The 19086-nt window shown below is 58.5% G+C and carries 16 protein-coding genes, 2 tRNA genes and 1 rRNA gene; 3 read left to right on the top strand and 16 right to left on the bottom strand.

Annotated features, from left to right (window positions below; translation table 11 throughout):
• Nucleotides 1–7: 7 nt before the first annotated feature.
• Nucleotides 8–1486 carry a ketol-acid reductoisomerase gene (ilvC, locus tag JK232_RS19120; RefSeq protein ID WP_072931255.1) on the bottom strand — a complete coding sequence of 493 codons (1479 nt, stop codon included), beginning with the start codon at nucleotides 1484–1486 and terminating at the stop codon, nucleotides 8–10.
• 189 nt (nucleotides 1487–1675) lie between these two features.
• On the opposite strand from ilvC, the gene ilvY reads away from it, so the two are divergent.
• Nucleotides 1676–2557 carry an HTH-type transcriptional activator IlvY gene (ilvY, locus tag JK232_RS19115; protein WP_072931253.1) on the top strand — a complete coding sequence of 294 codons (882 nt, stop codon included), beginning with the start codon at nucleotides 1676–1678 and terminating at the stop codon, nucleotides 2555–2557.
• A 50-nt stretch (nucleotides 2558–2607) separates the two neighbouring features.
• Here ilvY and ilvA read toward each other — a convergent pair whose 3' ends face one another.
• The 7 genes from ilvA to JK232_RS19080 form a co-directional block, all read right to left on the bottom strand.
• On the bottom strand, nucleotides 2608–4152 hold the full coding sequence (gene ilvA, locus JK232_RS19110) for a threonine ammonia-lyase, biosynthetic (protein WP_072931252.1): 1545 nt from the start codon (nucleotides 4150–4152) through the stop codon (nucleotides 2608–2610).
• Nucleotides 4153–4155: 3 nt separating this feature from the next.
• Nucleotides 4156–6006, bottom strand: a complete 1851-nt coding sequence (ilvD, locus tag JK232_RS19105) for a dihydroxy-acid dehydratase (protein ID WP_072931250.1) — start codon at nucleotides 6004–6006, stop codon at nucleotides 4156–4158.
• A gap of 67 nt (nucleotides 6007–6073) precedes the next feature.
• Complete coding sequence (locus tag JK232_RS19100; RefSeq protein ID WP_072931248.1) at nucleotides 6074–7003, bottom strand: branched-chain amino acid transaminase; 930 nt, start codon at nucleotides 7001–7003, stop codon at nucleotides 6074–6076.
• A 21-nt stretch (nucleotides 7004–7024) separates the two neighbouring features.
• Complete coding sequence (gene ilvM / locus JK232_RS19095) at nucleotides 7025–7282, bottom strand: acetolactate synthase 2 small subunit (protein WP_072931246.1); 258 nt, start codon at nucleotides 7280–7282, stop codon at nucleotides 7025–7027.
• Entirely contained in the window at nucleotides 7279–8925 is a 1647-nt protein-coding gene (gene ilvG / locus JK232_RS19090; protein WP_072931244.1) for an acetolactate synthase 2 catalytic subunit, read from the bottom strand. Before ilvG ends, ilvM begins: the two co-directional genes overlap by 4 nt.
• Nucleotides 8926–9066: 141 nt before the next feature.
• Nucleotides 9067–9165: an ilv operon leader peptide gene (ilvL, locus tag JK232_RS19085; protein WP_072931242.1), complete on the bottom strand. Its 99-nt coding sequence runs from the start codon at nucleotides 9163–9165 to the stop codon at nucleotides 9067–9069.
• A gap of 133 nt (nucleotides 9166–9298) precedes the next feature.
• A complete protein-coding gene (locus JK232_RS19080; RefSeq protein WP_101855090.1) occupies nucleotides 9299–10555 on the bottom strand; it encodes an MFS transporter in 1257 nt (418 codons plus the stop codon).
• Nucleotides 10556–10877: 322 nt separating this feature from the next.
• Here JK232_RS19080 and JK232_RS19075 point away from each other — a divergent pair, with 322 nt between their 5' ends.
• Nucleotides 10878–12401, top strand: coding sequence for a YifB family Mg chelatase-like AAA ATPase (locus tag JK232_RS19075; RefSeq protein ID WP_212589589.1), 1524 nt, complete (start codon nucleotides 10878–10880; stop codon nucleotides 12399–12401).
• Between the two features lie 37 nt (nucleotides 12402–12438).
• On the opposite strand, the gene JK232_RS19070 is transcribed toward JK232_RS19075, so the two are convergent.
• Nucleotides 12439–12777, bottom strand: a complete 339-nt coding sequence (locus JK232_RS19070) for a MaoP family protein (RefSeq protein ID WP_072931236.1) — start codon at nucleotides 12775–12777, stop codon at nucleotides 12439–12441.
• 119 nt (nucleotides 12778–12896) lie between these two features.
• Between JK232_RS19070 and hdfR the strand changes: the two genes are divergently transcribed.
• Nucleotides 12897–13724: an HTH-type transcriptional regulator HdfR gene (gene hdfR / locus JK232_RS19065; protein WP_072931444.1), complete on the top strand. Its 828-nt coding sequence runs from the start codon at nucleotides 12897–12899 to the stop codon at nucleotides 13722–13724.
• Here hdfR and yjfF read toward each other — a convergent pair.
• The 7 genes from yjfF to rrf all read right to left on the bottom strand — a co-directional run.
• Nucleotides 13721–14719 (bottom strand): galactofuranose ABC transporter, permease protein YjfF, encoded by a 999-nt coding sequence (gene yjfF / locus JK232_RS19060; protein WP_072931234.1) that lies wholly within the window; start codon nucleotides 14717–14719, stop codon nucleotides 13721–13723. The genes hdfR and yjfF overlap by 4 nt on opposite strands.
• A complete protein-coding gene (gene ytfT, locus JK232_RS19055) occupies nucleotides 14719–15738 on the bottom strand; it encodes a galactofuranose ABC transporter, ATP-binding protein YtfT (protein ID WP_101828915.1) in 1020 nt (339 codons plus the stop codon). Before ytfT ends, yjfF begins: the two co-directional genes overlap by 1 nt.
• A gap of 9 nt (nucleotides 15739–15747) precedes the next feature.
• A complete protein-coding gene (gene ytfR / locus JK232_RS19050) occupies nucleotides 15748–17253 on the bottom strand; it encodes a galactofuranose ABC transporter, ATP-binding protein YtfR (RefSeq protein ID WP_072931230.1) in 1506 nt (501 codons plus the stop codon).
• Between the two features lie 79 nt (nucleotides 17254–17332).
• Nucleotides 17333–18289, bottom strand: coding sequence for a galactofuranose ABC transporter, galactofuranose-binding protein YtfQ (ytfQ, locus tag JK232_RS19045; RefSeq protein ID WP_072931218.1), 957 nt, complete (start codon nucleotides 18287–18289; stop codon nucleotides 17333–17335).
• Between the two features lie 446 nt (nucleotides 18290–18735).
• A tRNA-Trp gene (locus JK232_RS19040) sits at nucleotides 18736–18811 on the bottom strand.
• A gap of 8 nt (nucleotides 18812–18819) precedes the next feature.
• Nucleotides 18820–18896, bottom strand: a tRNA-Asp gene (locus JK232_RS19035).
• 81 nt (nucleotides 18897–18977) lie between these two features.
• Nucleotides 18978–19086 (bottom strand): 5S ribosomal RNA (rrf, locus tag JK232_RS19030); the annotation flags it as partial.

Below are 19086 nucleotides of genomic sequence, written 5' to 3'. Positions count from 1 at the left end.
GCCGTGGTTAGCCGGCGACGGCGATGCGTTTCATGTCCGTCATGTAACCACGCAGTTTGCGGCCCACCGATTCGATCGGGTGGTTGCGGATCGCTTCGTTGACGTCACGCAGTTGCGCGTTGTCTACCGCGGTGCCGGCCACCGAGGTGCCCAGATCGCCGGTTTGCAGCGAGGCCATGAATTTCTCTTTCAGCAGCGGTACGGCTGCGTTGGCGAACAGGTAGTTGCCGTACTCGGCGGTGTCGGAGATCACCACGTTCATCTCATACAGGCGCTTGCGGGCCACGGTATTGGCGATCAGCGGCAGCTCGTGCAGCGATTCGTAGTAAGCGGATTCTTCAATGATCCCGGCATCGACCATGGTTTCAAACGCCAGCTCAACCCCGGCTTTCACCATCGCGATCATCAGCACGCCGTGGTCGAAGTACTCCTGCTCATCAATTTTGCCCTCTTGCTGCGGCGCATTCTCAAACGCGGTCGCGCCGGTCTCTTCACGCCAGGTCAGCAGTTTCACATCGTCTGCCGCCCAGTCCGCCATCATGCCGCTGGAGAATTCGCCGGAGATGATGTCATCCATATGTTTCTGGAACAGCGGTGCCATGATGCCTTTCAGCTGTTCAGACAGCGCATTGGCACGCAGTTTCGCCGGGTTGGAGAGGCGGTCCATCATCAGGGTGATGCCGCCCTGCTTCAGCGCTTCGGTGATGGTTTCCCAGCCGAACTGAATCAGTTTTTCTGCGTAGGCCGGGTCAGTGCCGTCTGCCACCAGTTTGTCAAAGCAGAGCAGCGAACCGGCCTGCAACATGCCGCACAGGATGGTCTGCTCACCCATCAGGTCAGATTTCACTTCGGCCACAAAAGAGGATTCCAGCACGCCGGCGCGGTGGCCGCCGGTCGCGGCAGCCCACGCCTTGGCGATCGCCATGCCTTCGCCTTTCGGGTCATTTTCCGGGTGAACGGCGATAAGCGTCGGTACGCCAAAGCCGCGTTTGTACTCTTCACGCACTTCGGTACCGGGGCACTTCGGCGCCACCATCACAACGGTGATGTCTTTACGGATCTGCTCACCCACTTCCACGATGTTGAAGCCGTGGGAGTAGCCCAGTGCCGCACCCTCTTTCATCAGCGGCTGTACGGCTTTGACGACCGCGCTGTGCTGTTTGTCCGGGGTCAGGTTAACCACCAGATCAGCCTGTGGGATCAGCTCTTCATAGGTGCCGACCTTGAAGCCGTTTTCTGTCGCTTTACGCCAGGAGGCGCGTTTTTCGTTAATCGCTTCCTGACGCAGGGCATAGGCGATGTCCAGGCCGGAGTCGCGCATGTTCAGGCCCTGGTTAAGGCCCTGTGCACCACAGCCCACAATCACCACTTTTTTCCCTTTCAGGTAGCCGGCTTCGTCGGCAAATTCGTCGCGGGACATAAAGCGACATTTACCCAATTGGGCCAGCTGCTGGCGCAGGTTCAGGGTGTTGAAGTAATTAGCCATGGTCAGACTCCGTTTGATGTTGTGTTCGCTGTTTTTTTCACTTCCCCCTCTCTGTGGGGGGGAATTCGTTGAAATCCACTATAGGCTATGCCGCGCATTGCTTAAATTGATATATTACGAATCTGTCATTGCATAAACTGCAACATGTGACCGCCTTCACACCCCTGCCAGGAGCCTGACGACTGCCCTATGGATATCCGTGACCTGAAACTGTTCCTGCACCTGACTGAAAGCCGCCATTTCGGCCGCACCGCCAAAGCGATGCATGTCAGCCCGTCCACGCTGTCACGCCAGATCCAACGCCTGGAGGAGAGCATCGGCCAGCCGCTGTTCCTGCGCGACAACCGCACTGTGCAACTTACCGATGCCGGTGAACAGGTGCGCGGGTTCGCCCAGCAAACGTTGCTGCAATACCAGCAGTTGCGCCACGCGCTGGGGCAGAAAGGGCCGACGCTGACCGGCGAGCTGCGGCTGTTCTGCTCAGTGACGGCGGCCTACAGCCACCTGCCGCCGATCCTTGATCGCTTCCGTGCCAAATACCCGTTGGTAGAAATCAAGCTGACCACCGGCGACGCCGCCGACGCGGTGCAGAAGGTGCAATCTAACGAGGCCGACCTCGGCATTGCCGGGCGGCCGGAAGCACTGCCCACCAGCATCGGCTTTACCAAAATCGGCGAGATCCCGCTGGTGCTGATCGCCCCGGCGCTGCCGGGCGCAGTGCGCAGCCAGGCCTCAGAGCCGCAACCTGACTGGTCACAGATTCCGTTTATCCTGCCGGAACATGGCCCGGCACGCCGCCGCATCGATTTATGGTTCCGCCGCCACCACATCACCAACCCACAGATTTACGCCACAGTGTCAGGGCATGAGGCAATTGTGTCGATGGTGGCGCTGGGGTGCGGCATTGCGCTGATCCCGGACGTGGTGCTGGATAACAGCCCGGAGCCGGTGCGCAGCCGCATCTCGGTGCTGGACCATATTTCGCTGGTCGCACCGTTTGAACTGGGGGTTTGCGTGCAGAAAAAACGGCTGAGCGAAACGCTGATTGAGGCGTTCTGGGGGCTGCTGTAAGCCAAAAAAAACGGGCCGCCTGAGCGACCCGTTTATGCGGTTAAGCCATGCTAGCCCGCCAGGAAAAAGCGGAACGACGGGTTGTTGGTTTCGTCGTGGCAGTCGTAGCCGAGCGCCGTCAGGTGGCGGTCAAATTCCGGCTCCTGCTCACCCAGCTCAAACGCCGCCAGTACCCGGCCGTAATCGGTGCCGTGGCTGCGGTAGTGGAACAGTGAGATGTTCCAGTGGGTGCCGAGGGTGTGCAGGAATTTCAGCAATGCGCCCGGTGATTCCGGGAATTCAAAGCTGTAAAGGCGCTCGCGCAGCGGTTTGCTTGGGCGGCCGCCGACCATGTAGCGCACATGCAGCTTGGCCATTTCATCATCTGAAAGATCCACCACCTTGTAGCCACCGGCGCTGAGATCGTCGAGGATCTCCTGCCGCTCCAGAGAGCCGCGCGTCAGCCGCACCCCCACAAAAATGCAGGCGTTATCGGCATCGGCATAGCGGTAGTTGAACTCCGTGACGGAACGGCCGCCGAGCAACTGGCAGAATTTCAGGAAGCTGCCCTTCTGCTCCGGGATGGTCACCGCCAGCAGCGCTTCACGCTGCTCGCCCAGTTCACAACGCTCAGAGACATAACGCAGGCCGTGGAAATTGAGGTTGGCCCCCGACAGCACATGCGCCAGCCGCTCGCCCTGAATATTGTGCTGCTGCACATATTTCTTCATCCCGGCCAGCGCCAGCGCGCCGGACGGCTCGGCAATCGCCCGCACATCCTCGAACAGATCTTTGACTGCGGCGCAGATGGCGTCACTGTCAACGGTGATCACATCGTCGAGATACTCCCGGCAGAGCCGGAACGTCTCATTGCCGATGCGCTTCACTGCCACCCCTTCGGCAAACAGCCCGACGCGCGGCAAATCCACCGGTTCCCCGGCATCCAGCGCGGCGCGTAAACAGGCGGAGTCCGCCGCTTCCACGCCAATCACTTTGATCTGCGGCATCAGTTGTTTGATCAGTACCGCGACACCGGCCGCCAGCCCGCCGCCGCCCACCGGCACGAACACCCGGTCGAGGTGTGCGTCCTGTTGCAGCAATTCCATCGCCAGCGTGCCCTGCCCGGCAATCACCGCCGGGTGGTCAAACGGCGGCACAAAGGTCATGCCCTGCTGTTGCGACAGCTCAATCGCCCGCGCTTTGGCCTCGTCGAAATTAGCGCCGTGCAGCAGTACCTCGCCGCCGAAGCTGCGCACCGCGTCCACTTTAATGTCGGCGGTCGCTACCGGCATCACAATCAATGACTTAATCCCGCCACGTGTGGCGGAGAGTGCCACGCCCTGCGCATGGTTACCGGCCGAGGCCGTTACCACGCCGCGCGCTTTCTGTTCCTGCGTCAACCCGGCGATCATCGAATACGCGCCGCGTAACTTGAAGCTGTGTACCGGCTGGCGATCCTCACGTTTCACCAGCACGGTATTGCCCAGCCGGGCGGAAATTTTGTCCATCACCTGCAACGGGGTGACCTGCGCCACCTCATAGACCGGTGCGCGCAGCACCGCCCGCAGGTATTCCGCGCCGCACGGGGCATCGGGCAAAGGTTGTGATACCGCCATGAATCAGCCTCCCAGCTTGCTCTTATCACGGACTGCGCCTTTGTCGGCGCTGGTGGCGAGCGTCGCATAGGCCCGCAAGGCATAAGAGACCTGGCGTACACGCGCTTTCGGCGTCCAGGCATCATCACCGCGGGCAGTTTCCGACTCACGCCGCGCCGCCAGTTCGCTGTCTGCCACATCCAGGGCGATGCTGCGGCCAGGGATGTCGATGTCGATGATGTCGCCGTCCTGCACCAGGGCGATCAGGCCGCCGCTCGCCGCTTCCGGCGACACGTGGCCGATAGAGAGGCCGGAGGTGCCGCCGGAGAAGCGGCCATCGGTGATCAGCGCACAGCTTTTGCCCAGGCCCATCGATTTCAGGTACGTGGTCGGGTAGAGCATCTCCTGCATCCCCGGCCCGCCTTTCGGCCCTTCGTAACGGATCACCACCACGTCACCGGCCACCACTTTGCCGCCGAGGATCGCTTCTACTGCGTCATCCTGGCTTTCGTAGACTTTGGCCGGGCCGCGGAAGGTCAGGCTCTCTTTCTCTACCCCGGCGGTTTTCACGATGCAGCCATCTTCCGCGATGTTGCCGTACAGCACCGCCAGCCCGCCATCTTGGCTGAACGCGTGCTCGCGGGTGCGGATGCAGCCCTCTTTACGGTCGGTGTCCAGCGTCGGCCAGCGGCAATCCTGCGAGAATGCCTGGGTGGTGCGGATGCCGGCCGGGCCGGCGGCGAACATCTTTTTCACCTCGGCGTTGTCGGTCACCATCACGTCATACTCGGCCAGCGTCTGCGGCAGGGTCTGCATCAGGACGTTATTCACTTCGCGGTTCAGCAGCCCGGCACGGTCCAGCTCGCCGAGGATGCCGATCACGCCGCCGGCGCGGTGCACATCTTCCATATGGTATTTCGGCGTACTCGGCGCGACTTTGCAGAGGTGCGGCACTTTGCGCGACAGGCGATCGATGTCGGTCATGGTGAAATCGACTTCGCCTTCCTGCGCGGCGGCCAGCAGGTGCAGCACGGTGTTGGTGGAGCCGCCCATCGCGATGTCCAGCGTCATGGCGTTTTCAAACGCGGCTTTGTTGGCGATGCTGCGCGGCAACACGCTCTCATCATCGTGCTCGTAATACCGTTTCGCCAGGCCGACGATGCGCTCACCGGCTTTCAGAAACAGTTCTTTGCGGTCAGCGTGGGTGGCCAGCAGCGAACCGTTGCCCGGCTGTGACAGACCCAGCGCTTCGGTCAGGCAGTTCATGGAGTTGGCGGTGAACATGCCGGAACAGGAGCCGCAGGTCGGGCAGGCTGAGCGCTCGATCTGCGCGCTCTCTTCGTCGGAGACTTTCGGGTTGGCGCCCTGAATCATCGCGTCGATCAAATCCAGCTTGATGATTTTGTCGGAGAGCTTGGTTTTCCCGGCTTCCATCGGGCCGCCGGAAACAAAGATCACCGGAATATTCAGCCGCAGGGCGGCCATCAGCATCCCTGGGGTAATTTTGTCGCAGTTGGAGATACAGACCATCGCGTCCGCACAGTGTGCGTTGACCATGTACTCCACGGAGTCCGCGATCAGTTCACGCGAAGGCAGTGAGTAGAGCATACCGCCGTGGCCCATGGCGATGCCGTCATCCACGGCAATGGTGTTGAACTCTTTGGCCACACCGCCGGAGGCTTCGATCTGTTCTGCCACCAGCTTACCCAGATCGCGCAGGTGGACGTGGCCCGGCACAAACTGCGTGAAAGAGTTGACCACCGCGATAATCGGCTTACCGAAATCGTCGTCGGTCATCCCGGTTGCGCGCCACAGCGCGCGGGCACCGGCCATGTTACGGCCGTGGGTGGTGGTAGCGGAACGGTACTTAGGCATGCTCATTACTCCAGTTATTCTGATACGCAGGCGGGGAACGGCCGCCTGCTGTTTTTTTTAGTCGGCGTTACTGCGGGTTGACCGGATCGAGCCAGCCATATTTATCTTCGGTTTCACCGGTGAACAGGCCAAAGAAGGCTTGCTGGATGCGCTTGGTGACCGGGCCGCATTTGCCGATGCCAACCTGAATGCCGTCCACGCTGCGCACCGGGGTGATTTCCGCTGCGGTACCGGACATAAACACTTCGTCTGCCAGATACAGGGATTCACGCGACAGCACCTGTTCGCGCACTTCGATGCCCAGATCTTTCGCCAGCTTGATGATGGCGTCACGGGTGATGCCCGGCAGGGCGGACGAGGTGAACGGCGGGGTGAACAGGATGCCGTCTTTGACTTCAAACAGGTTTTCGCCTGCGCCTTCAGAAACATAGCCGTGCACGTCCAGCGCGATCCCTTCCTGGTAACCGTGGCGGCGCGCTTCGCTGCCCACCAGCAGGGAGGAGAGGTAGTTACCGCCCGCTTTCGCGCCGGTCGGGATGGTGTTGGCAGCTACGCGGTTCCAGGAAGAAACCATGGCATCGATGCCCTGGTCCAGCGCCTCTTCACCCAGATACGCGCCCCACGGGAAGGCCGCGATGATCACATCGGTCTGGTAATTATCCGGCGGGTTAACCCCCATGCCGACATCGCCCACAAACACCAGCGGGCGGATGTAGGCGCTGGTCAGGTTGTTTTTACGCAGGGTCGCGCGGCAGGCTTCCATCAGCTCATCCACGCTCTGGGAAACCGGCAGGCGGTAAATTTTGGCGGAGTCACGCAGGCGCTGCATATGTTCGCGGTGGCGGAAAATCGCCGGGCCGTTATGGGTCTGGTAGCAACGCACGCCTTCAAAGACAGACGTACCGTAATGCAGGGCATGGGACATCACGTGTACTTTGGCCTCTGCCCACGGAACCATCTCGCCATTGAACCAAATATAATCCGCTTTCTTAGTCATGCTTCTTTTCCCTCTGACGCTTCAGGCGCGTATTTGTTGTGATGTGTGTTGTTGGATTTCGACGCAGGCGACGTCCATCAGTTTGCGTAACTGACTAGACAGTAGATCCACCGGCCGCTGGCTGGCAACGGTCAATTCGATATTAATGTTGTCGCTGTTGCCGGTCTGGCCCATGTTCATCGCGCAGACCTGAAAACCACGGTGGCGCACCACGCGCAGGACACGTTCTAACATCTCGGGGCGGAAGCGGGCCTGAATGGATACCTGATGTTGCATCATGACATTTTCTCCAACATAGATTCGTTACCGGCGCCCGGCGGCACCAGCGGCCAGACGTTCTCGTTTTCGTCGATGGAAACCTGGAGCAGATACGGCCCTTCGCTGCGGTACAGGGCGTCCAGGGCGGCATCTACTTCTTCTTTACGGCTGATACGCTGGCCGGGGATGCCGAAAGCGGCGGCCAGCATCAGGAAGTCGGGGTTATCGGACAGGTTGGTTTCACTGAAGCGGCTCTCAAAGAACAGCTCCTGCCACTGCCGCACCATGCCCAACCGCTGGTTGTCGATCAGCACAATTTTCAGCGGCAGTTGCTTGCGCTTAATGGTGCCCAGCTCCTGTACGTTCATCATGAACGAGCCGTCACCAGACACGCAGATGACCGTGGCGTCCGGGCGGGCAACCTGCGCACCGACCGCGGCCGGCACGCCAAAGCCCATAGTGCCCAGCCCGCTGGAGGTGATGAAATTCTCCGGGCGCCGGAACGTCATGTGCTGGGCGGCCCACATCTGGTGCTGGCCGACGTCCGTGGTGACAACGGTGTCTGCGGGTTTGCGGTCAGAAAGCTGTTTCAGGAACAGCGGCGCGTAAATGGCGTCGCCGGGGTGATCGTAACGCCAGCCGTTGGCCGCTTTCAGCGCCATGACCTCCTGACGCCAGCCGTCAATCTCCAGCGGCTGTTGCAGGGCAGGCAGCAAGGTATTCAGGTCGCCTTGTAATGCCACATGCGCCTGGCGCAGTTTGTTCATTTCCGCCGGGTCGATGTCCATGTGGATGACCTTGGCGTGCGGGGCGAACGCGTTCAGTTTGCCGGTGACGCGGTCATCAAAGCGCGCGCCGACGGCGATCAGCAGGTCACACGCCTGTACTGCCAGGTTGGCGGCTTTGGTGCCGTGCATCCCGAGCATCCCGAGATAGCACGGGTGGTCCGCATCCGGCGCGCCCAGCCCTTTCAGGGTCACGACCGCCGGGATGCCGGTTTCCGCGATAAAGGCGCGTAAGGCCGGTACCGCCTGCGCCATACCGACACCGCCGCCGACGTACAGCATCGGCTGGCGCGCCTGCGCCAGCATCTCACGTGCCTGCGCCAGTTCGGCTGCCGGGTGAACCTGCTGCTCTTCGACCGGCATCAGATGCGGCGTCAGATCACCGACGGCCAGCTGGATATCTTTAGGGATATCAATCAGTACCGGGCCGGGGCGGCCGCCCGCGGCGATAGCGAAGGCTTCAGCGATGATGCCCGGCAGCGCGTCCAGTGATTCCACCAGGAAACTGTGTTTGGTGCAGGCCAGCGACAGGCCCAGCACGTCGATTTCCTGGAAGGCATCGGTGCCGATCAGCGCGGACCCAACCTGGCCGGTGATGGCGACCACCGGGATGGAGTCGAGCAGCGCATCGGCCAGGCCGGTGATCAGGTTAGTTGCGCCGGGGCCGGAAGTGGCAATGCACACCCCGACTTTGCCGGTGGCGCGGGCATAGCCGATTGCTGCCATCGCAGCGCCTTGCTCATGGCGACACAGCAGGTGTTCTACACCGCCGTCATACAATGCATCGTACACCGGCATGATGGCTCCGCCGGGGTAGCCGAATACCGTGTCCACTTCCTGTGCGCGCAACGCTTGTACAACCCACTGTGCACCATTCATAGTTATTCCCCCGCCTTACTGCGGGAAGCGCAGAATTTTATGCTGTTGTTCATCTTCTGTCCTCGCTTCACTTTTCACCGGCCATAAAAAAACCCCCGGACCTGACGGTGCGGGGGTTCTCTTCAGTTTCAGACTTGTTTTCTAAGCCTTTCTTCGTCCAAGTGCAGCCCCGCACGGTGGGATAATAATCACCACCACGCTAATCACGACTAGGCTAACTACCTGGAACAGGGCTTTCATATACGGGTCTGACACTCTTCATCTGTCGAATTAATGTCTACAGAGTTATCACAGGCGCTTAAACGATGACAATACTTTTTTTGCGTGACTATTCACCAGCCCGCCGGAAGCGTTTAAATAATTAGTTTGAAAATCAATGGCTCACCCCTGAATGGGTAGCCACACTTTTTCCAGATGAATTTTTTGCAACATCACGGTTCAGGGCCTGCCCACGGGTATCACGCCCCAATGCCACCAGCACCGCAATCACGATGGCGACCGTCCCGGCGACGATAGCCATCGCCAGCCCATAATTGCCGCCGTGGCTTTCAGCGATGTACGCCTGCAAGGTGGCATTAACCGAGGCGATCAGGTTACCCAGCTGATAAACGAAGCCCGGCAGCACCGCTCTGGTATTCGGCGGCACCAGCTCCGTCAGGTAACTCGGCACCACACCCCACGCGCCCTGCACCATGAATTGCATCAGGAACGCACCCAGCCCCAGCATCCAGCTGCCGCCGGAAAAGGCCCACAAGGGAATGACCGGCAAAGCCAGCAACGCGGCGATGATAATGGCTTTTTTACGGCCGATTTTTTCTGATAACACGCCAAAAAATACCCCGCCCATAATGGACGCGATGTTGTAGGCAACGGCGATGATACTGACCAATTGCGGGGTGAAACCGTGCTGAACTTTCAGGAAAGCCGGATAGAGATCCTGCGTGCCGTGGCTGAAGAAATTGAAGGCGGCCATCAGCAGCACCAGGTAAGCGCACAAACGCCAGTGCGTTTTGAGCACCGGCAGCAGCGCCGTGCTCTCATGACGCGCCCTGGCGGCAAGCCAGACCGGCGACTCCTGCACGCAAAAGTAGATAAAAGGCAGCAAAAGCAGGGGAACGGCACCGATAATGAACATACCTCGCCAACCGACGGCCTCAAAACAGAGGCCGTAAATCACTGCCGCCAGCAGGTAACCGAACGGGTAACCGGCCTGAAAAATACCGGACATCAGCCCGCGTGAGCGATCAGGGATGGTTTCCATCGCCAGTGACGAGGCCACACCCCAGATGCCGCCCATCGCAACGCCATACAGTACCCGCAGTACCAGAAAAAAGGCCAGAGAGGGGGACGCCGCGGAGCAGAGTTCAAACGCAGAAAAGAACAGGATATTGACCATCAGCACCGGCTTACGGCCAAAACGCTCCGCTGCCCGTCCAAACAACAGCGCGCCTATCGGCCGGACTGCCAGTGTCAGCAGGATCGCCAACGTTACCTGTTTAATATCAACCTGGAACGCCTGCGCGATATCGCTGAGCAGAAACACCAGCACAAAAAAATCAAACGCATCCAGCGTCCAGCTCAGGAAGCTGGCGATAGCAACATTACGTTGCTGGGGTGACCATCCAAACATGAGATATCCCTTTTATAGCGTACCGCGTGAGGAGCGCTGCCCCGGATCAGGGCGCGCCTGAGATGTTATTTTTTACCGCCATATGTTTTCTAATTGTTAAATACACGCCCGGCGTCCGGCTGCCAAGATAATTAGGAGGCTAATTTGTTTCAGCGCGCGAGGATCTGTTAGCGAGTATTGCCCATTGGAATGCGGCTCTCAGGAAAACCGGGTAACCGGCTGATGTACGAGTTTTTTCCGGCAGACGAGTTCCAGGATACGAGGTTGCTGCTATCCATGACACGAAGGCGGCGCGATGATGCGCTTTTTGCAAGGAGGCATTATGGCACTGGCCGTTGTCGCGACCCGCGCGACCCTGGGCGTACAGGCACCTGACGTCACCGTTGAAGTGCATATCAGCAACGGGTTGCCTGCCCTGACGTTGGTCGGCCTGCCGGAAACCACGGTAAAAGAAGCGCGTGATCGGGTGCGCAGTGCCCTGATCAACAGCGGTTTTGCTTTTCCGGCGAAGCGCATCACGGTGAATCTGGCCCCGGCTGATCTGCCCAAAGAGGGCGGCCGTTACGATCTGCCGATTGCGCTGGCCATTCTGGTCGCCTCAGAGCAATTAGCGGCAGATACGCTGTCCCGTTATGAGTTTCTGGGTGAACTGGCGCTCTCAGGGGATTTGCGTGGCGTGAATGGGGCCATTCCGGCGGCGCTGGAAGCGGTGAAAGCCGGGCGGCAATTAATTCTGCCTGCAGATAACGCCGCTGAAATGACGCTGATCGCACCGGGGCAGGCGCTGATCGCCAGGGATCTGTTACAGGTTTGCCACTTTCTGGCGGGTGACACCACGTTACCGGCTGTGGCACCGTTGCCGCCCCAGGAGGCAGAGAGCGATACCCCCGACCTGAATGACATTATTGGTCAGGAGCAGGCGAAACGGGCACTGGAGATCGCCGCCGCCGGTGGCCATAACCTGCTGTTGCTGGGGCCGCCCGGCACCGGGAAAAGTATGCTGGCCTGTCGCCTGAATGGGCTGTTGCCGCCGCTGACCGATCAGGAGGCGCTGGAGAGCAGTGCGGTCGCCAGCCTGGTGGAAGTGGGCGGCAATGCGCGGGCGTGGCGCACGCGCCCTTTTCGCGCCCCTCACCATAGTTCTTCAATGGCGGCACTGGTGGGCGGTGGTTCCCTGCCGCGGCCGGGCGAAATTTCGCTGGCCCATAACGGCGTGCTGTTTCTGGATGAGTTGCCGGAATTTGAACGCCGGGTGCTGGATGCCCTGCGTGAGCCGCTGGAATCCGGCGAGATTGCCATTTCACGGACACGGGCGAAGGTCTGCTTCCCGGCCCGCGTACAACTGATTGCCGCCATGAACCCCAGCCCGACCGGCAACTATCAGGGCCTGCACCACCGCACGTCTTCCCAGCAGGTGCTGCGTTACCTCGGCCGCCTTTCCGGCCCCTTTCTCGACCGGTTTGACTTGTCGATTGAAGTGCCGTTGCTGCCGCCGGGCACCCTGAGCCGCACGCGCCCGCCGGGAGAGACGAGCCGGGACGTCCGCCTGCGGGTGATGGCTGCGCGCGAAGTGCAACTGACGCGGGCGGGCAAAATCAATGCACAGCTCAACAGCCATGAAATTGATCGCTTTTGCGCGCTGTCATCAGAGGACGCGCAATTTCTGGAAAACGTGTTAACCAAACTGGGGTTATCAGTGCGCGCCTGGCACCGTATTTTGAAAGTGGCAAGAACCATTGCCGATCTGGCAGGTGCACCTGCCCTTCAGCGTTCACATCTCGCGGAAGCGCTCAGCTATCGCTGTATGGATCGACTACTCTTAACACTGCATCAGCAGAGTGAATAGCGGGCAAATAAAAACGGGGCGCAGGCCCCGTTGAGTATTAATCGTCGCTTTCGGTGTAGTCTTCGACGGTATCCATTTGCGGCTTGCCGCCCGACAGAGTATGGAAGCGTTTCGGACGGCGGATACGGGTTACGTATTTAGTCCAGACCTTCTCAGCCTCCGTCGCCGGCTCGCGCTCGCCGCGACAGACCGCCAGAAACTGCACTTCTTCATCAGTCACCGGGTCGCGTTTTCCCAAATCCAGCTCGTTGAACGCGAAGCCGTGGCGCTCTAGCAATTGCGCCTCTTTAATGGTGAAATCGCCGTGGCGGGAGAACCCGCGCGGATAGTGTTTGTTATCAAAAAAACGATTTGTCGTGGTGAAGCTTTCCGCCATCTGACACGCTCCTAATTCATTCATGGCCGTGCTGTTTATGGCGCGGAGTATTAGTTAGGCTTGACATTGTGTAAAACAAAACATTTAAATCTATACGACAAAAAATTTTGGAGATGGGTGTGGACACGGAATTACTGAAAACCTTTCTGGAGGTCAGTAGAACTCGCCATTTTGGTCGCGCGGCGGAATCACTGTATTTGACACAATCTGCGGTAAGTTTTCGTATCCGTCAGCTTGAAAACCAGCTGGGTGCCAATCTGTTCACCCGTCATCGTAATAACATCCGTTTGACGCCGGCCGGTGAGCGGCTGCTTCCCTATGCGGAAAGCCTGATGAGTACCTGGCAGCAGGCCAAGAAAGAGGTGGTGCGCTCCCTGCAACATGCGGAGCTGTCCATTGGTGCGACGGCCTCACTATGGGAAGCGTTTCTCACGCCCTGGCTGCAAACCCTCTATCAGACGCACAGCGCGCTACAGCTGGAGGCCAGGGTGGCGTTACGCCATTCTCTGGTTAAACAGCTGCATGAACGGGAATTGGATCTGCTGATCACCACAGAACAGCCGAAAATGGATGAGCTGGCGAGCCAGCTGATGGGTAATTTTTCGTTACGTCTTTTTACCGGTTTGCAGAACGGCCCGCCCTCCCGCAGAAATTACATCCGGCTGGAATGGGGCGCAGATTTTACTCAGCATGAGAGCCGGATCATTTCAAACGATCAGGAACCGATGTTAACCACCACCTCTGCCCATCTGACCCGTCAACTGGTTGAAACCACCGGGGGATGTGCTTTCCTGCCCAGCCACTGGGCACGCCTCTACCCGAAACTGGAGGTGAACGACGATATCCCTACCCTCGTCCGCCCCCTGTATGCGGTGTGGCTGCAAAACAGCGATCAGCAGGCGCTGATCCGGCTGTTGCTGAAAACGCCGGTACAGACCGAAGTCTAAGACGCTGCCGCGTCAGGACGGGGATGACGCAGCCTGGCCCGCCGGGCAATCCAGAAGACGTTCATGCCTTTTTGCATGCCGATAAAGACAAACAGCAGAATCCCGATCACGATTTTGGTCCACCAGGAACTGAGGGTGCCGTCAAAGGTGATGTACGTCTGAATCAGGCCCTGAATCATCACGCCGAACAGGCTGCCCAGCACGGTGCCCACGCCCCCGCTCAGTAACGTACCGCCAATCACTACCGCGGCTATCGCATCCAGCTCTACACCGCTGGCCGCCAGCGCGTAGCCTGCCGACGTATAGAGCGAAAACACAATGCCGGACAATACCGCCAGTGTGCTGGAGAGCATGTAGATATAGATGGTGGTTTTGCGTACCGGCACGCCCATCAGGCCCGCAGAATGCGCATTGCCGCCGATGGCGTACACGTTATTGCCGAAACGGGTGCGGTGCGCCAGCACGATACCGATCCCCACGACGATTAACATCACCAGCGCCAGTAACGTAAAACGGCCGCCGCCCGGCATTTTCCAGGCATAGCTGGCAAGCGTGGTATAGACCGGGTGATCAATGGGAATGGATTCCTCAGAGACGATGAAACTCATGCCGCGGATAAAGAACATCCCGGCCAGCGTAATGATAAAGGCCGGCAGTTTCAGCGTGTCGATAATCCATCCCATCACCCCGCCAAACAGCGCGCCCATCACCAGCACGATGCCAAACGCGGCAAAGGGGTTAATCCCCATATCGCCAATCAGTTTAGCCAACAGCACACCGGTAAAGGCAATCACTGAGCCGACCGACAGATCAATACCGCCGGACAGGATAACAAACGTCATGCCGACCGCGACGATGCCCAGAAATGCGTTGTCGGTCAGCAGATCCCCCATGACGCGGGTTGAGGCAAAACCAGGGAACTGGGTCAGGCAGTAGGCATACCCCAGGATAAACACCACGATGGTGATTAACAGCGGAAGATTACGTTTCAGCATCAGGGTTTTCTCCGTAACAGGCCACGCAGGGAGACGCGCGGCGACTGCACCACCAGAACGGCCAGCACCACTACCGCTTTCAGCACCAGGTTAAACTCCGGTTTAAAACCGGAAAGCAGAATGCCGGTGTTCATACCCTGAATGATCAGGGCGCCAATCACGGAGAGCAGCAGGTTAAAGCGCCCGCCAAGCAGCGAGCCGCCGCCAATGACCACAGCCAGAATCGCATCCAGCTCCAGCCATAACCCGGCATTATTGGCGTCCGCCCCGCGGATATCCGCCGTGACGATAACCCCCGCCACTGCGGCACAGATCCCACAAATCACATACACCGCAACCAGCACCAGCCGGGTATTGACCCCCGCGTTGTATGCAGAACGCAGGTTAATCCCCACGGATTCAATAAACAGCCCGAGTGCCGTTTTGCGGGTCAACAGCCATACGGCCAATAACATGACGGCGGCGATGATAATCGGCATCGGCAGGTAGAAAAGCGCACCGCTGCCCAGATGGGAGAAGGTGCCGCCATCAAAGGTGACGATCTGCCCTTGTGTGATCAGCTGGGCAATGCCGCGCCCGGCGACCATCAGCATCAGGGTGGCGACGATGGGCTGAATCTGTAAAACCGCCACCAGAAAACCATTCCATAACCCACACAGCGCCCCCACCGCCAACGCGGCCGGCAGCACCACAGCCAGCGGCTGCCCGGCACTGGTCAGGGTTGCGGCGGTGGCCCCGGCTATCGCCATCACGGCACCAACTGAAAGATCGATGCCGCCGGTGGCAATCACCAGAGTCATTCCCAACGCCAGCAAGGCCACCGGCGCACCACGGTTAAAAATGTCGACCAGGCTGCCGAACAGGCGGCCATCCTGAATGTGAACAGAGAAAAAATGCGGGGCGACCAGGCTGTCTATCAGCAAAATAATCGCCAGCGCGCCAAACTGCGTAGCGCCTTTAGGGATAACCCAGCGAATTTTGCGGGGAGTGCCTGTCATTGGTACGCTCCTGTGGTTCATGGCGGGCTCCTATTGCACGGCAATGGCTTTCATAATGGCCGGAACACTGATCTCATCATGCTCAATGGTGGTGATATGTCGCCGATCGCGCAGCACCACCACCCGATCCGCATACCCAGCCAGCTCCTCAAGTTCGGATGAAATCACCAGCAGCGCCAGCCCATCAGCACACAGCTTTTCAATCAGCCGGATAATCTCCGCATGAGCACCGACGTCAATCCCGCGGGTGGGTTCATCCAGAATCAGGAATTTGGGCCGGGTCGCCAGCCAACGGGAAAGCAGGACTTTTTGCTGGTTGCCGCCGGAAAGGTATTGGATCTCCTGTTCCGGCCCGGGGGTACGGATGCCGAGCAGTTTGATGAAGTCGGCCGCAATCTGCTGTTGTTCTTTAAACGGGATCGGACGTAGCCAGCCCCGCTGTGCCTGTAGAGCCAGAATGATATTTTCACGCACCGTCGCCGCCCCTACGATGCCGTCTGTTTTACGATCTTCCGGGCAATAACCAAAGCCGAGCCTGGCCGCTTTACGTGGGGTATTCACCTTCACCGCCCGCCCCTGCACTTTCGCCCGGCCGGAGTCATATTTCCGGATGCCAAAAATCAGTTGTGCCGTTTCCGTGCGGCCGGAACCCAGTAACCCTGCCAGCCCGACAATCTCGCCAGGCCGCACCGTAAGATCAAAATTCTCTACCACGCCCCGGCGGCCGTAGCCGGTAAACTCTACCCACGGTGCCCCCTGTGCCGGCGCATGGTCAGCCCTTTTCAGTAACGCCTCATCAAAGCTATGGCCCAGCATCATCTGCACCAGTTCCAGCCGGGGCAACGCCGCCGTGGCACGGGTGCCGACCAGCGCGCCATTACGCAATACCGTGATGCGATCGCTGATGCGGTATACCTGATCGAGGAAATGGGTAACGAAGATCATCGCGACACCGCGATCCCGCAGTTGTGCCAGGATCTCCAGTAACATACTGACCTCTTTGGCATCCAGGCTGGCGGTCGGCTCATCCAGAATCAGCACTTTCGCCGACAGATCAACCGCGCGGGCAATGGCCACAATCTGTTGTATTGCAATCGAATAGACAGACAACGGCTGGCTGACGTCCAGATGCAGCCCATAGCTTTCCAACAATGTCTCTGCCTGGCGTTCCATACGTGCCTGATTAACCATGCCAAAGCGGGTAGGCTCCCGGCCGATAAACAAATTGGCCGCCACGGAGATATTCGGCAGTAAATTGACTTCCTGATAAACCGTGCCAATACCGAGCGCTTGCGCCTGAGCAGTACTGACAGGATCAATGAATTGGCCCTCGAGCCGGATGGTTCCTTCTGCGCGGCGATAAACGCCGGTTAACGCTTTGATGAGCGTCGATTTACCGGCGCCGTTTTCGCCCAGCAGCGCCACAATCTCGCCGCGGTCTAACGTAAAATCAACCTGCTGCAATGCTTTCACGCCTGGGAATTCAACGGATAAGCCGCGAATCTCAAGCAAAGGTTCAGTGTGCGGATTTTCCATCGCTTACCTCTGTGCGCCCTGGTGTCAGTGCAACCTATGGTGAAAAAAGCCGGTACCGCAGGCGGTACCGGCTCAGCACTCAGTAACCCATATTTTTCTTTTGGTCATACTCTTCTTGCGCCGTATCCGGCAACATCAGCGTTGACGCCGTCTGGATAAATTTTGGCGGTTGGGTGCCGTTTTTCTTCATTGCCAGCAGCGCATCAAATGCCGGGCCGGCCATATTTGGCGTCAGCTCTACCGAGGCATTGGCCTCGCCATTCAGCATGGCTTTGTAGATGTCAGGCACGCCATCAATAGAGACAATTTTGATTTGTGAACCCGGCTTCAGGCCGGCTTCTTTAATGGCCTGTATTGCGCCAATGGCCATGTCATCGTTATGCGCGTAGACCGCACAGATGTTTTTGCCGTTTTGCTCGGCCTTGATAAAGCTTTCCATGACTTCTTTGCCCTTACTGCGGGTAAAGTCGCCGGACTGAGAGCGGATAATTTTGATCCCTGGCGCAGAGGCAATGCCTTCAGCAAACCCTTTCTTACGGTTAATGGCGACACTGGCCCCCACGGTTCCCTGTAATTCCACAACATTACACGGCTTGCCGGCAGCTTCCTTAACCAACCACTGACCCGCTACTTCACCTTCGTGCACGCTGTCTGAGGCGATAGCCGCGGTATAAAGCGAAGGGTCACTCACCTCAATGGTACGGTCGAGCAGGAAGACCGGAATATTGGCTTCTTTGGCTTCAGTTAATACCGGCGCCCAGCCGGTGGCGACCACAGGGGCAATGAAAATGGCATCAACACCCTGTGCAATGAATGAACGAATGGCTTTGATTTGGTTCTCTTGTTTCTGCTGCGCATCGGCAATTTTCAGGGTAATGCCACGCTTCTCTGCCTCCAGCTTCGAGACTTTTGTCTCAGCGGAGCGCCATCCTGATTCTGATCCTATCTGGGAAAAACCTACAACCAATGGGGCAGCCTGCGCTGCGCCACAGAGCGTGGATGCAACAGCAGCTGCTATCAGTAATCGCCTGTACATAATTCTTCTCCTCGCGGGTAGTCTTTGGCTACGCTGTTATTGTGATGTGTGGGGGGTACAGCAGACTTTCATCGCTCAGTGAGGGCCTGACATTCTGGCTTCAGGCAATATGAGTGGGCTTAGCCCTGCCCGTTTCAACTGGCACACTGACTCAGGATGATGCTTAGTTGTAGTACATAGGAAAAAATGAATAATGAGCCTGATCACATCCCTATAGAACAATCAATTCGTACATGTTTTCAGCGAAAACAGGCTAAAAAGGGAACGATTCCGCTCAGGAAACAATGAAGGCTTGAGCTGGTAGACGGAGTAAAAAGGGAAAACGAGAAGAAAAGGAGACTAAGACAAAAGGAGAGAGAAAAGGAAGGAGAAGGAGAAGGAGAAAATATGCGGTTGCCGATCGACAGGCGAAAAAAAACCCTTCGTATACACGAAGGGTTTTTATCTGGCAGGGGCGGAGAGACTCGAACTCCCAACACCCGGTTTTGGAGACCGGTGCTCTACCAATTGAACTACGCCCCTAAATAGGGTGGCGGTGCGGACGGGACTCGAACCCGCGACCCCCGGCGTGACAGGCCGGTATTCTAACCGACTGAACTACCGCACCACCGATTCTTTTACGTTAACAGAGAGGTCATTCTGTTAACCGGTGTCATTTGCCTGCCTTTCAGCAGGACTTTAATTTGATGCCTGGCAGTTCCCTACTCTCGCATGGGGAGGCCCCACACTACCATCGGCGCTACGGCGTTTCACTTCTGAGTTCGGCATGGGGTCAGGTGGGACCACCGCGCTAGTGC

The sequence above is a fragment of the Nissabacter archeti genome, assembly GCF_018257325.1.
Taxonomy (GTDB): Bacteria; Pseudomonadota; Gammaproteobacteria; order Enterobacterales; family Enterobacteriaceae; genus Chimaeribacter; species Chimaeribacter arupi.
The sequence above is the reverse complement of the archived record's forward strand: the minus strand, read 5'-3'. Positions and strand labels throughout refer to the sequence as shown.

Bases quoted from the DNA above. Each gene is read 5' to 3' on its own strand.
- yjfF (WP_072931234.1), bottom strand. From the start codon at position 14,719: ATGCTGAAACGTAATCTTCCGCTGTTAATCACCATCGTGGTGTTTATC.
- JK232_RS19080 (WP_101855090.1), bottom strand. From the start codon at position 10,555: ATGTTTGGATGGTCACCCCAGCAACGTAATGTTGCTATCGCCAGCTTC.
- ilvA (WP_072931252.1), bottom strand. From the start codon at position 4,152: ATGGCGGTATCACAACCTTTGCCCGATGCCCCGTGCGGCGCGGAATAC.
- JK232_RS19075 (WP_212589589.1), top strand. From the start codon at position 10,878: ATGGCACTGGCCGTTGTCGCGACCCGCGCGACCCTGGGCGTACAGGCA.
- ilvM (WP_072931246.1), bottom strand. From the start codon at position 7,282: ATGATGCAACATCAGGTATCCATTCAGGCCCGCTTCCGCCCCGAGATG.
- JK232_RS19100 (WP_072931248.1), bottom strand. From the start codon at position 7,003: ATGACTAAGAAAGCGGATTATATTTGGTTCAATGGCGAGATGGTTCCG.
- ilvD (WP_072931250.1), bottom strand. From the start codon at position 6,006: ATGCCTAAGTACCGTTCCGCTACCACCACCCACGGCCGTAACATGGCC.
- ilvC (WP_072931255.1), bottom strand. From the start codon at position 1,486: ATGGCTAATTACTTCAACACCCTGAACCTGCGCCAGCAGCTGGCCCAA.
- ytfT (WP_101828915.1), bottom strand. From the start codon at position 15,738: ATGAACCACAGGAGCGTACCAATGACAGGCACTCCCCGCAAAATTCGC.
- JK232_RS19070 (WP_072931236.1), bottom strand. From the start codon at position 12,777: ATGGCGGAAAGCTTCACCACGACAAATCGTTTTTTTGATAACAAACAC.
- ilvY (WP_072931253.1), top strand. From the start codon at position 1,676: ATGGATATCCGTGACCTGAAACTGTTCCTGCACCTGACTGAAAGCCGC.
- ytfQ (WP_072931218.1), bottom strand. From the start codon at position 18,289: ATGTACAGGCGATTACTGATAGCAGCTGCTGTTGCATCCACGCTCTGT.
- ytfR (WP_072931230.1), bottom strand. From the start codon at position 17,253: ATGGAAAATCCGCACACTGAACCTTTGCTTGAGATTCGCGGCTTATCC.
- ilvG (WP_072931244.1), bottom strand. From the start codon at position 8,925: ATGAATGGTGCACAGTGGGTTGTACAAGCGTTGCGCGCACAGGAAGTG.
- ilvL (WP_072931242.1), bottom strand. From the start codon at position 9,165: ATGAAAGCCCTGTTCCAGGTAGTTAGCCTAGTCGTGATTAGCGTGGTG.